The sequence below is a fragment of the Enterobacter sp. AC1 genome (genome assembly GCF_050434705.1).
GTDB lineage: Bacteria > Pseudomonadota > Gammaproteobacteria > Enterobacterales > Enterobacteriaceae > Enterobacter > Enterobacter cloacae_L.
This window is the reverse complement of the sequence record NZ_JBNDIZ010000013.1, coordinates 13452-25991: the sequence shown is the minus strand read 5'-3', so window position 1 is coordinate 25991 and position 12540 is coordinate 13452. Positions and strand designations below refer to the sequence as shown.

The window sequence follows — 12540 nt, the reverse complement described above, 5'->3', positions numbered from 1 at the left end:
GTCACCTGTATAACCAATAGGCGGTGGCGTCAATGTTGGCACCACTCGCAATATAACGTTTAAGCGCGGCGGTGTTGCCCACCTGGGTCGCTACCCGCAGCGTCACAAGCTGTTGCTGCTGCGCCCAGTGCAGCGCCGCCTGCATCAGTTTCTCGCCCATTCCGCGCCCGGCTAATAAGCCAATACGCGCCTCGCGCTCGTTGAGCTTACGCAGCGAGACAAAGCCCTGAATTTGACCGTCCGCAGTGCGAAAAACCAGGCAGACATGGTCGAACGTGCCTTTAACCGCATTCTCTACCCACTGGGCGTAGAAACGCCCGCTATCGTCAGGTCTGTACCAGGGCGCGCGAAAGCGGCTCTGCGCAAACGCCTGAGCCGCCATTTGACGGAGCGCGGGGATGTCCTGTTCCATTGCAATTTCCGCGCCGGACGCATCGTGCCGGGTAAGGGTAATGGAAAGGTCTACCTCACCTTCAACCAACTGAAAGCCGTGCTGCTGGAGCGCATCGAGCAGGTCAGCACGGTCCGCCGGGATCTTAACCTGCACCCGTTGCCAGGCGGTCAGCTCAGATTCAGTCAGTACCGGCGCATCATCGCGCAGGCGCACGATGGCCGACGGCAGGCCGAAAAAGGCACTCTCCCACTCAAGGGAATTGAGTTGCCCATGCAGGCTGTTCAACGCCAGACGCCTTTGGTATCGACAATATAGTGCTGACGAACGGCATCCCCCGACGTCGCTTTAAATTCTTTATGATCCACCAGCAGCACCAGCACATCCGCCGTCGCCAGCGCATCGTTCAGCGCTGTCAGCGTACAATGCCCCGCCAGTTTTGCTGGCAGTTCATGAATGTTTGGCTCGACCACCAGCGTTTCGCCCTTATGCCATTCGGCAATCATCTCAGCAATTTCCATTGCCGGGCTTTCGCGCAGGTCGTCAATGTTTGGTTTAAATGCCAGGCCAAAGCAGGCAATTTTCATCTCGCTGGCGCGCTTGCCGCTCTCTGCCAGACAATCCGCCACCGTGGTTTTTACCTGGTTGAGCACCCAGTGAGGTTTGCTGTCGTTTACTTCACGCGCGGTGCGAATCAGACGAGCCTGTGCCGGATTCTGCGCCACGATAAACCACGGGTCGACGGCGATACAGTGTCCGCCCACGCCCGGGCCAGGCTGGAGAATGTTTACGCGCGGATGGCGATTCGACAGGCTAATCAACTCCCAGACGTTAATTCCCTGATCGGCGCAGATCAGCGACAGTTCATTCGCGAAAGCGATATTGACGTCGCGGAAGCTGTTTTCCGTCAGCTTGCACATCTCAGCGGTGCGGGAGTTTGTCACCACGCATTCGCCTTCGAGGAAAATCTTGTACAGCGCGCTGGCACGTTCGGAACAGACTGGCGTCATGCCGCCAATGACGCGGTCGTTTTTAATCAGTTCGACCATAACCTGGCCCGGCAGCACGCGCTCCGGACAGTAGGCGATATTGATATCAGCCTGCTCGCCCGCCTGCTGCGGGAAGCGTAAATCAGGGCGCGCGTCGGCCAGCCACTGTGCCATCTGTTCGGTGGCACCGACGGGAGAGGTCGACTCCAGGATTACCAGCGCCCCTTTTTTCAGCACGGGTGCGATGGATTTCGCCGCCGCCTCGACGAAGGCCATGTCGGGCTCATGGTCGCCTTTAAAGGGGGTTGGAACGGCAATCAGATACGCATCTGCCTCAACAGGCGTCGTGCTGGCACGCAGGAAGCCTCCGTCCACCGCCTCTTTCACCACACGGTCAAGATCGGGCTCCACAATATGAATTTCGCCACGGTTTATGGTTTCCACCGCACGGGCGTTGATATCCACACCGACAACCTGTTTTTGACGAGAGGCAAACGCCGCCGCGGTGGGCAAGCCGATGTAGCCAAGACCAATGACAGAGATGGTAGTAAAACTCATAGCGATACCCGATTGTTTTTAAGTGCATGCAAAATACGGCCACAAGCCTGCCCGTCTCCGTAAGGATTATGGGCCCGGCTCATCGCCTGATACGCTTCATCGTCGTGCAGGAGGCGCGTGACCTCTTCGACAATCAACTGTGTATTGGTTCCGACCAGGCGCACGGTTCCCGCTTTGACGGCTTCCGGACGTTCGGTCGTTTCACGCATCACCAGTACCGGTTTACCGAGGGAAGGCGCTTCTTCCTGAATTCCGCCGGAATCGGTGAGGATCAGCCAGGCATGGTTCATCAGCCAGACAAACGGCATGTAATCCTGCGGCTCTATCAACAGAACATTGTCGACATGGCCCAGAATGCGGTTAACCGGTTCGCTGACGTTAGGGTTGAGATGCACCGGATAGACAATTTGCACATCTTCATTCTGCGCGGCAATTTCAGCCAGCGCATGGCAGATTTGCTCAAAGCCCCGGCCAAAGCTTTCGCGACGGTGGCCGGTGACCAGGATGGTTTTTTTGCCGTTGTGCAGGAACGGATAGCGGGCAGCGAGGTCTTGCTGGAGGGAGCTATTTGCCAGAACGCGGTCACGCACCCAAATTAACGCATCAATGACCGTATTCCCGGTCACAAAGATTTTGTTATCAGCGATATTTTCGCGCAGCAGGTTCTGACGCGAGTTTTCCGTGGGTGCAAAGTGGTACATCGCCAGATGGCCGGTTAGCGTGCGGTTGGCCTCCTCTGGCCACGGTGAATAAAGATTGCCGGTGCGCAGACCCGCCTCAACATGTCCAACGGGAATACGCTGATAAAACGCGGCCAGGCTTGTCGCCACGGTGGTGGTGGTATCGCCGTGGACCAGCACCACGTCAGGCTTGAATGACTCCAGGATCGGCTTGAGCTCTTGCAGAATGCGGCAGGTAATCTCCGTCAACCCTTGCCCCGGCTTCATAATATTAAGATCGTAATCCGGGACGATGGAAAAGAGCGTTAAGACCTGATCGAGCATCTCACGGTGTTGGGCAGTGACGCACACTTTCGCTTCAATATCAGGATCGCTGGCCAGCGCATGAACCAGAGGTGCCATCTTAATGGCCTCCGGCCTGGTGCCAAATACGGTAAGTACTTTCACATCGATTCTCTTCGATTAGGCGATGAAGGCCGTAGCCTTCATCGTAGACGGCGTTCTTAGTTTGTGCGACGACGCGTTAACGCCACGCCAGCGCCCGTCAGTGCGCCTACAATCCCCCACATAATCATCAGGAATGCACGACGCGGACTATCGCGTTTTACAGGCTCTTCAGGCGTTCGCAAATAACGATAGGTCTGAAAACGCGGGTCCATCGTTGGGCCAACATTCAGAGTGGTCAGCATGGCGCGGTTTTGATCGTAGTCGAGGTCAAAATCGGGGCCAACGGCCTGAAGATTTTCCAGACGAGCCTGCAGCATAGGGCGCCCAAGAAGGAACATTTCAGAGTCAGGCAGCTCATCTGCCGGAACATCCGTTTCGCTGCGGGAAATATTGTGCTGTTCCGCGATTTTCAGCGCCTGCTCAATATTATGTACGCGGCGAGCGAAGATGGCTTTCGCCACCTCTTCCTGACGTTTTACCTGCGCTTTCATCTGGATGGTACGGGCTGCCCAGGCCCCCTTAAGCTCTTCGTTAAGATGGCTTGCGGCACGCTGGCTGGCAAACGCAACATACTGGCGCAACAGGTTGTTAGCATCCGGCGCGGTTTCTGCAATCAGCTTGACGCTGTCATTGACGTTACGCAGCGCATCGCCCGGCATAAACTGGATATTGTTAATCAGATCGTCCAACAGAGCGGCATCAACCTTGCTGTTACCCACCATGCGCTGCTTGTAATAATCCGTCTGGGACCAAAAGTCGCGACGGGTGTCCCAGGAGGCCAGTTGCATCACAAATTCTTTATAGGCTTCATCCATAACGGAAGCCTGATCGGGTGTTGCCAGATTCGCCTTGATATCCAGGTTACGCAGGAACTGCTGCTGGGAATAAAACCCGCCGAGCATGTTAACCGTTGGTCGGTCTGTAATTGCCGTGGCACTCCATTCCTGTTTTGCAAAGAAGGTGTAGGCCAGCGCTAACAGCGCAAACCCCAGCGCGATCCCCGCAATCCAAAGTTTGCCTGCCCATAACACGCGAAACAAACCCCGAATATCCAGTTCATTCTCAGTTACCACTGATTTCGCTCCCGCCAACGGTTGAGTCATCATAGTCCCGGTTTTACTTAGTTAATGTTGTGTTTTTGTCATTATTACGACGCATCCTGCGTTTCAGACGTTTAATGAATCGCGCTACTTTCCAGGCGCGCTTAATGCAATAGCCGTACAGGAAAAATGCTAGCAAGAATAATACCAACATTACCCATTCAGGAATAAAATGAGCATATTCTGCAGCGACGCCAATAGCAGCGAGAATAGCCGCGGCCAGGGTGATCAGAACAAACGCCTGACGAGAAGTGAACCCCGCGCGCATGATGAGATGATGAATATGCTGACGATCGGGAGAGAAAGGACTCATCCCTTTGCGCAGACGGCGATACATAATCGCCACCATATCCATTAACGGAATGGCAATGATCCATAATGCTGTGACCGGACTGATCGGGTGAGTTTTACCCTGTGTGGTTTCGAGCAAAATCCAGATCACGGTAAAACCGATCAACGTACTGCCCGCGTCACCCATAAAGACTTTATAGCGACGCCCCAGCGCACCGAGGTTTAAGAGGATATAAGGCAGGATTGCGGCAATCATGGCAAAACACCACATTGCCAGGCTGTACTGACCATCAAACCACAAAATAATGCCGATTGCGGCGAACGAGACGGAAGACAATCCACCAAGCAGTCCGTCAATACCGTCCACCATGTTGAAAGCATTGATTGCCGCCCAGACGGCAAAGAGCGTCAGGAAGAAGCCAAATGGACCCAGAACTAACTCCCAGGGACCAAACACATAGCCCAGGCTTCTCAGATACAGGCCGCCCACCAGCATCATCACCACGCCAATTGCCGCCTGAACGGTGGCGCGTATTTTCACCGCGATATCGAACCGGTCATCAAGCGCCCCGACGAGTACGAGGACACCCGCACAGGCAATATAGAGGGCTGCGTGTGGAATATAATAATCCGCAATACCAAACGTGAAACAGATACCCGCGTAAACAGAAATCCCTCCAACAAGAGGAATAAGTCCCTGATGACGTTTGCGAAAATTAGGTTTGTCCACCAACCCTATTCGTTTTGCCACCTTGCGCGCGATGAACAAAAAACAGGTTGTGAATAAAAATATACTGATTAGCTCAGTCACAACGGTGAGTAGATTCACAATGGATTGCTCTCAACAAATGTTAGTCCCGGAAGTATAACCATGAAGCCACCGCCTCAGAAGTAATAAAGGTGGCTTCTCACAACTCCCTTTGTATATTTTTCAATCAATTATTTCTTTGACTGTATAAACGACCCTATTGTCGCACCGACCGGTCAAAATTGGGAGTAGGTGGTACTAGCGTATAGTCCATAAAAGAAAAACGCCACGTAAAAACGTGGCGTTCACTGGCTTTATTTGCGTTACGAGCGTTTCATCATGTCGAAGAAATCGTCGTTTGTTTTGGTCATCGCCAGTTTGTTAATGAGGAACTCCATCGCGTCAATTTCACCCATTGGATGGATGATTTTGCGCAGGATCCACATTTTCTGCAGCTCTTCCTGTGTGGTGAGCAGCTCTTCTTTACGGGTACCGGAACGGTTGTAGTCAATTGCCGGGAAGACGCGTTTCTCAGCAATTTTACGAGAAAGGTGCAGTTCCATGTTGCCTGTACCTTTAAACTCTTCGTAAATGACTTCGTCCATTTTAGAACCGGTATCGATCAGCGCCGTCGCGATGATGGTCAGGCTGCCGCCCTCTTCCACGTTACGTGCTGCACCGAAGAAGCGTTTCGGACGATGCAGGGCGTTAGCATCCACACCACCGGTCAGTACTTTACCGGAAGCCGGGACAACGGTGTTGTAGGCACGCGCCAGACGCGTAATGGAGTCGAGAAGGATGATCACATCTTTCTTGTGCTCAACCAGGCGTTTCGCCTTCTCGATTACCATTTCTGCTACCTGAACGTGGCGAGATGCCGGTTCATCAAAGGTAGAAGCGACAACTTCACCTTTAACCAGACGCTGCATCTCGGTTACTTCTTCCGGACGTTCGTCAATCAGCAGAACCATCAGCACGCAGTCTGGGTGGTTATAGGCGATGCTCTGTGCGATGTTCTGCAGCAGCATGGTTTTACCCGCTTTTGGCGGCGCCACAATCAGACCACGCTGACCACGACCGATTGGTGAGGCCAGATCCAGAACGCGAGCGGTTAAATCTTCGGTAGAACCGTTACCACGCTCCATGCGCAGACGAGAGTTTGCGTGCAGTGGCGTCAAGTTCTCGAACAGGATCTTATTGCGCGAGTTTTCCGGTTTGTCGTAGTTAACTTCGTTAACTTTCAACAGCGCAAAGTAGCGTTCACCCTCTTTAGGAGGACGAATCTTACCTGAAATGGTGTCACCAGTGCGGAGGTTGAAACGGCGGATTTGGCTGGGGGATACGTAGATGTCGTCAGGGCCGGCGAGGTAGGAGCTGTCTGCAGAGCGGAGGAAACCAAATCCGTCTTGCAATATCTCCAGCACACCGTCGCCAAAGATATCTTCGCCACTCTTAGCGTGCTGCTTCAGGATGGCGAAAATGATGTCCTGCTTGCGCATACGAGCCTGGTTTTCCAGCCCCATATTTTCGCCGAGAGTGATCAGCTCAGAAACCGGCGTATTCTTTAATTCGGTAAGATTCATAATGGTGTGGGTTCTTAAACTCGGGGTGATTCTCGAACTTAATGTTGTGAATGGTATGGCAGGGTCATCCATGCCTGTTTAGCGGCCATCACCTCATGTCTGTTCGCTGTCTGGTCACAGGGAAAGAACGCAGAACTGAAACGACAAGACGGATTGAGTGACAAGCCCGGAATTTAGCCACTTCACGCACTATTTATGTCAATAGCGGGAAGTATCGGGTAAAACAAGATTCAAACAACAAGATATGTTTAAAACGAAGTCATAGCTAACTTAGCACGACTAAAGCCGGGCGTCCAGAGATCCACACAATTTAGGCGCTCAGGACGCTCAGCCGAGAAACCTTACGCCAGGTTAGCGTCCAGGAACTCTTTCAGTTGACCTTTGGACAGCGCGCCTACTTTGGTGGCCGCCACTTCGCCGTTTTTGAACAGCAGCAGGGTCGGGATGCCACGGATACCGTATTTTGGTGCGGTGCCCGGGTTTTGGTCGATGTTCAGCTTGGCAACGGTCAGTTTGCCCTGATATTCGTCGGCGATCTCATCCAGAATCGGGGCGATCATTTTGCAAGGACCACACCATTCAGCCCAGAAATCGACGAGGATCAGCCCGTCAGCCTTAAGTACGTCCGTGTCAAAACTGTCGTCAGTCAGGTGAATAATTTTATCGCTCATATATAACTCCACAGGAATAAGCCTGGTACGTTGGTTTTGTCTCCACCAACGACGTGTTGATGTCGCATTAACCAACTAAAGGTTGACTTTATTTCACCGGATACGCTTTCGTAAAGCAATAGTAAGCTGATATTCTACCACACTATGAGCAAAACACATTTAACAGAACAGAAGTTTTCCGACTTCGCGCTGCACCCGAAGGTGATTGAAGCCCTTGAAAATAAAGGGTTTCATAACTGCACACCCATTCAGGCCCTCGCGCTGCCGCTGACGCTGGCCGGTCGCGATGTTGCAGGGCAGGCGCAAACCGGTACTGGCAAAACGATGGCGTTTTTGACGTCAACGTTTCATTATTTACTTTCTCACCCAGCGATTGCAGACCGCAAAGTTAACCAGCCGCGCGCGCTAATTATGGCCCCGACGCGAGAACTGGCGGTACAGATCCACGCAGACGCTGAACCCCTGGCGCAGGCTACCGGCCTGAAGCTTGGCCTGGCCTATGGCGGAGATGGCTACGATAAGCAGCTTAAAGTGCTGGAAAGCGGCGTGGATATCCTGATCGGTACCACAGGCCGTCTTATCGATTACGCCAAACAGAACCACATTAACCTCGGCGCAATCCAGGTTGTGGTGCTCGATGAAGCTGACCGTATGTACGATCTGGGCTTCATTAAAGACATCCGCTGGCTGTTCCGCCGTATGCCTCCGGCTAATCAGCGTCTGAATATGCTGTTCTCTGCAACCCTCTCGTACCGCGTACGCGAACTGGCGTTCGAACAGATGAACAACGCCGAATATGTAGAAGTTGAACCTGAGCAGAAAACGGGTCACCGCATTAAAGAAGAGCTCTTCTATCCGTCTAATGAAGAGAAAATGCGTCTGCTGCAAACGTTGATTGAAGAAGAGTGGCCAGATCGCGCCATTATCTTCGCAAACACCAAGCACCGTTGTGAAGACATCTGGGGCCATCTGGCTGCAGACGGTCACCGTGTTGGCCTGTTGACCGGCGACGTGGCGCAGAAAAAACGCCTGCGTATTCTCGAAGAGTTCACCCGTGGCGATCTCGATATTCTGGTCGCAACCGACGTGGCAGCACGTGGTTTGCACATTCCAGCCGTGACGCACGTGTTTAACTATGACCTGCCAGACGACTGCGAAGACTATGTACACCGTATCGGTCGTACCGGTCGTGCGGGCGCAAGCGGTCACTCTATTAGCCTTGCGTGTGAAGAGTATGCGCTGAATCTTCCAGCCATTGAGACTTACATCGGTCACTCTATTCCGCAGAGCAAATATAACCCGGAAGCGCTGTTAAGCGAACTGCCGCCGCCTAAGCGTCTTACCCGCCCACGCTCCGGCAATGGTCCGCGTCGTTCAGGCGGCGCACCGCGTAATCGTCGTCGTTCAGGTTAAGAAAATATGCTCAGCTCCACCTCGCTTTATGCAGCAATCGATCTCGGTTCGAATAGTTTTCATATGCTGGTTGTGCGCGAGGTGGCAGGAAGCATACAAACGCTGACGCGCATTAAGCGCAAGGTCCGCCTCGCGGCGGGCCTGAGCAGCGATAATTACCTCTCACCTGAAGCCATGGAACGTGGCTGGCAGTGTCTGCGACTCTTTGCTGAGCGTCTGCAGGATATCCCTCATGCCCAAATCACCGTCGTCGCCACCGCGACGCTCCGACTGGCGGTCAACGCCGTAGATTTCATTGCCCGAGCGCAGGAAATTCTGGGTTGTCCGGTTCAGGTTATCAGCGGTGAAGAAGAAGCTCGCCTGATTTATCAGGGTGTTGCGCACACTACGGGGGGTGACGATCGCCGCCTGGTGGTGGATATCGGCGGTGCCAGCACAGAACTGGTAACCGGTACCGGCGCGCAGGCGACGTCGTTGTTCAGCCTGTCAATGGGCTGCGTGACCTGGCTTGAGCGCTACTTTGCTGACCGGAATCTGGGTAAAGAGAACTTCGACGAGGCAGAAAATGCCGCGCGCGAGGTGTTACGTCCCGTCATGGATGAACTGCGCTATCACGGCTGGAAAGTCTGCGTGGGTGCGTCGGGGACCGTGCAGGCCCTGCAGGAAATCATGATGGCGCAGGGAATGGACGAGCGGATTACGCTTGCCAAACTTCAGCAGCTGAAACAGCGCGCCATTCAGTGCGGGCGGCTGGAAGAGCTGGAAATTGAAGGTCTGACGCTTGAGCGCGCGCTGGTTTTCCCGAGCGGGCTGGCCATTCTGATTGCGATATTCACCGAGCTCAACATCACCTGTATGACGCTGGCTGGCGGCGCGCTGCGCGAAGGCCTGGTCTATGGGATGTTGCATCTGTCGGTCGATCAGGACATTCGCAGCCGCACCCTGCGCAACGTGCAGCGCCGCTTTCTGGTTGATATCGAGCAGGCCGGACGCGTGGCGCAGCTGGCGTCACGCTTCGCCGATCAGGTCGCTAACGTCTGGGATCTCGACCTTCTGAGCCGCGATTTGTTGCTAAGCGCCTGTGCGCTCCACGAAGTGGGATTAAGCATAGATTTTAAGCAGGCACCTGCTCACGCAGCGTATCTGGTGCGTAATCTTGATTTACCGGGCTATACCCCCGCGCAGAAAAAATTGCTGGCAACGCTGCTGCTGAACCAGACCAATGCCGTTGATCTCTCCTCTTTGCATCAGCAAAACGCCGTACCGCCTCGTGTGGCCGAGCATATGTGCCGCCTGCTGCGCCTGGCGATCCTGTTTGCCAGCCGTCGTCGCGATGATTTGCTCCCTGCTATCAGCCTGGTTGCCGATGACGAAAAGCTGTCTCTGACGCTGCCGGAAAACTGGATTGAACATCACCCGCTTGGGGCAGAGATGATCGAGCAGGAGTGCCAGTGGCAAAGCTATGTGCACTGGGTGTTAGAAGTAAAGTAAGATAGTGAAAAATGCCGGGTGGCGCTGCGCTTACCCGGCCTACAAGTCCCTCCGGACTTATCCTTTCTCTTTGGCTTTTGCCAGCATGGCGCGAATATTCGCCACGTTAGCCTGCCCCTTGTGCATACGCTCTTCAGCGGTAATCACTTTGCGCTCCTGTTCCCAGATCAGGTCATCCTGCGGCAGTTCCAGCAGGAAACGGCTCGGCTCCGGGCGCACCAGTTCACCGTACTGACGGCGCTCTTTACACAGCGTGAACGTCAGTTCTTTCTGCGCCCGGGTGATCCCCACATAGGCCAGACGGCGCTCTTCGTCGACGTTGTCTTCATCAATGCTGCTCTGGTGCGGTAATAATCCCTCTTCCATGCCGACCAGATACACATACGGGAATTCCAGACCTTTGGACGCATGCAGCGTCATCAGCTGAACCTGATCGGCCTCTTCTTCGCTCTCGCCGCGCTCCATCATATCGCGCAGGGTAAAGCGGGTGACCACCTGCGTCAGGGTCATGGGCTCGTCGATTTCAGAACCTTCCAGCATTTCAGTCATCCAGCTAAAGAGCTGGTTAACGTTTTTCATGCGCATCTCAGCCGCTTTCGGGCTGGCCGAGGTTTCGTATAGCCACGACTCGTAGTCGATGCCGTGGATCAGATCCCGTACGGCGGCAATCGGTTCGCGCTCTGCCAGCCGCTGCACTTCGCCAAGCCAGTGGGTGAATCGCGTTAACGAATCATATCCACGTCCGCTTAAGGTCTGGCTCAGCCCCATGTCGAAGCTGGCGGTGAACAAGCTTTTGTTACGCGTCATTGCCCATTCCCCGAGCTTTTGCAGCGTCGCCGGGCCAATCTCACGTTTTGGCGTATTCACAATGCGCAGAAACGCGCTGTCGTCGTCCGGGTTAGTGAGTACGCGCAGATAGGCCAGCAGGTCTTTGATTTCAGGCCGAGAGAAGAACGAAGTGCCGCCGGAAATTTTGTACGGAATGCGGTTCTGCATCAGCATCTTTTCAAAGACGCGCGACTGGTGATTCCCGCGATAGAGGATCGCGTAATCCTTATATTCGGTTTTATTGACGAAGTGGTGAGCAATAAGTTCGCCCGTGACGCGCTCCGCTTCATGCTCTTCATTATTGGCACTGAGGACTTTCAGCTCCGTCCCGTAACCCAGCTCGGAGAACAGGCGCTTCTCAAACACGTGCGGGTTGTTGGCGATCAGGATATTTGCCGCCTTCAGGATGCGCCCCGATGAGCGGTAGTTCTGCTCGAGCTTAATCACCTGCAGCGCCGGAAAATCTTTGCTCAGCAGTACCAGGTTTTGCGGACGCGCGCCGCGCCAGGAGTAAATTGACTGGTCGTCATCGCCAACCACGGTGAAACGCGCGCGCTGCCCCACCAGCAGCTTCACCAGCTCGTACTGGCTGGTGTTGGTATCCTGATATTCATCCACCAGCAGGTAGCGGATTTTATTCTGCCAGCGCTCGCGCACCTCTTCATTGCGCTGCAGCAGCAGCGTGGGCAGCAGGATCAGGTCGTCAAAGTCCAGCACGTTACACGCTTTCATATGCGCATCGTACAGACCATAGCAGTGGGCGAAGATCCGATCCCGTTCGCCTTTGGCGATCGCCGCGGCCTGGGCCGGCGTCATCAGATCGTTTTTCCAGTTGGAGATCGTCGAGATCAGCTGCTGCAACAGCACCTTATCGTCTTCGATCAGTCCCTCGGTGAGCTCTTTGAGCAGCGCCACCTGGTCGGTGTCATCGAAGAGCGAGAAGTTGGACTTCATTCCCAGGGCCGCATATTCGCGCTTGATGATATCCAGTCCCAGCGTGTGGAACGTTGAGATCATCAGGCCGCGCGCCTCTTTACGCCCCAGCGTCTGGCCGACACGCTCTTTCATCTCACGCGCCGCTTTATTGGTAAAGGTCACTGCTGCAATGTGCCGGGCCTGATAGCCACAGCCGCGAATCAGGTGCGCAATTTTGTTGGTGATTACGCGGGTTTTACCCGAACCGGCCCCTGCCAGCACCAGGCATGGTCCAGTAACGAATTCGACCGCTTGTTGTTGTCCAGGGTTTAAACGCATGGGATGGTTGCTCAATCTTCGAACGGGGTGTGGATTGTAGCAGAAAGCCGGACGCAGATTTACCGGCTAATGATAAAGTGGAGAAATCACGATTAA

The 12540-nt window shown here is 54.2% G+C and carries 10 protein-coding genes; 2 read left to right on the top strand and 8 right to left on the bottom strand.

What is annotated here, in order from left to right; translation table 11 throughout:
* Position 1: 1 nt before the first annotated feature.
* The 7 genes from rffC to trxA form a co-directional block, all read right to left on the bottom strand.
* Positions 2 to 679 (bottom strand): dTDP-4-amino-4,6-dideoxy-D-galactose acyltransferase, encoded by a 678-nt coding sequence (gene rffC / locus M2433_RS22965; RefSeq protein WP_429057872.1) that lies wholly within the window; start codon positions 677 to 679, stop codon positions 2 to 4.
* Complete coding sequence (gene wecC, locus M2433_RS22960; RefSeq protein WP_429057874.1) at positions 676 to 1938, bottom strand: UDP-N-acetyl-D-mannosamine dehydrogenase; 1263 nt, start codon at positions 1936 to 1938, stop codon at positions 676 to 678. The genes rffC and wecC overlap by 4 nt, the downstream gene beginning before the upstream one ends.
* Complete coding sequence (wecB, locus tag M2433_RS22955) at positions 1935 to 3065, bottom strand: non-hydrolyzing UDP-N-acetylglucosamine 2-epimerase (protein WP_429057875.1); 1131 nt, start codon at positions 3063 to 3065, stop codon at positions 1935 to 1937. The genes wecC and wecB overlap by 4 nt, the downstream gene beginning before the upstream one ends.
* A gap of 56 nt (positions 3066 to 3121) precedes the next feature.
* Positions 3122 to 4168, bottom strand: coding sequence for an ECA polysaccharide chain length modulation protein (gene wzzE, locus M2433_RS22950; RefSeq protein WP_047345475.1), 1047 nt, complete (start codon positions 4166 to 4168; stop codon positions 3122 to 3124).
* 13 nt (positions 4169 to 4181) lie between these two features.
* A complete protein-coding gene (gene wecA, locus M2433_RS22945; protein WP_429057876.1) occupies positions 4182 to 5285 on the bottom strand; it encodes a UDP-N-acetylglucosamine--undecaprenyl-phosphate N-acetylglucosaminephosphotransferase in 1104 nt (367 codons plus the stop codon).
* Between the two features lie 242 nt (positions 5286 to 5527).
* Positions 5528 to 6787 carry a transcription termination factor Rho gene (gene rho / locus M2433_RS22940; RefSeq protein WP_001054528.1) on the bottom strand — a complete coding sequence of 420 codons (1260 nt, stop codon included), beginning with the start codon at positions 6785 to 6787 and terminating at the stop codon, positions 5528 to 5530.
* A 341-nt stretch (positions 6788 to 7128) separates the two neighbouring features.
* Positions 7129 to 7458 (bottom strand): thioredoxin TrxA, encoded by a 330-nt coding sequence (gene trxA, locus M2433_RS22935; protein WP_006179218.1) that lies wholly within the window; start codon positions 7456 to 7458, stop codon positions 7129 to 7131.
* 144 nt (positions 7459 to 7602) lie between these two features.
* Here trxA and rhlB point away from each other — a divergent pair, with 144 nt between their 5' ends.
* Both rhlB and gppA read left to right on the top strand, forming a co-directional pair.
* Positions 7603 to 8871 (top strand): ATP-dependent RNA helicase RhlB, encoded by a 1269-nt coding sequence (rhlB, locus tag M2433_RS22930; protein ID WP_021242834.1) that lies wholly within the window; start codon positions 7603 to 7605, stop codon positions 8869 to 8871.
* Between the two features lie 6 nt (positions 8872 to 8877).
* A complete protein-coding gene (gene gppA / locus M2433_RS22925; RefSeq protein WP_429057880.1) occupies positions 8878 to 10362 on the top strand; it encodes a guanosine-5'-triphosphate,3'-diphosphate diphosphatase in 1485 nt (494 codons plus the stop codon).
* Positions 10363 to 10419: 57 nt separating this feature from the next.
* Here gppA and rep read toward each other — a convergent pair whose 3' ends face one another.
* Positions 10420 to 12444: a DNA helicase Rep gene (gene rep / locus M2433_RS22920; RefSeq protein ID WP_264440326.1), complete on the bottom strand. Its 2025-nt coding sequence runs from the start codon at positions 12442 to 12444 to the stop codon at positions 10420 to 10422.
* Between the last annotated feature and the right edge of the window lie 96 nt (positions 12445 to 12540).

Excerpts from the sequence above, each read along its gene's own strand:
- rep (WP_264440326.1), bottom strand. The coding sequence starts at position 12,444 with ATGCGTTTAAACCCTGGACAACAACAAGCGGTCGAATTCGTTACTGGA.
- wecC (WP_429057874.1), bottom strand. The coding sequence starts at position 1,938 with ATGAGTTTTACTACCATCTCTGTCATTGGTCTTGGCTACATCGGCTTG.
- trxA (WP_006179218.1), bottom strand. The coding sequence starts at position 7,458 with ATGAGCGATAAAATTATTCACCTGACTGACGACAGTTTTGACACGGAC.
- rhlB (WP_021242834.1), top strand. The coding sequence starts at position 7,603 with ATGAGCAAAACACATTTAACAGAACAGAAGTTTTCCGACTTCGCGCTG.
- wzzE (WP_047345475.1), bottom strand. The coding sequence starts at position 4,168 with ATGACTCAACCGTTGGCGGGAGCGAAATCAGTGGTAACTGAGAATGAA.
- gppA (WP_429057880.1), top strand. The coding sequence starts at position 8,878 with ATGCTCAGCTCCACCTCGCTTTATGCAGCAATCGATCTCGGTTCGAAT.
- rho (WP_001054528.1), bottom strand. The coding sequence starts at position 6,787 with ATGAATCTTACCGAATTAAAGAATACGCCGGTTTCTGAGCTGATCACT.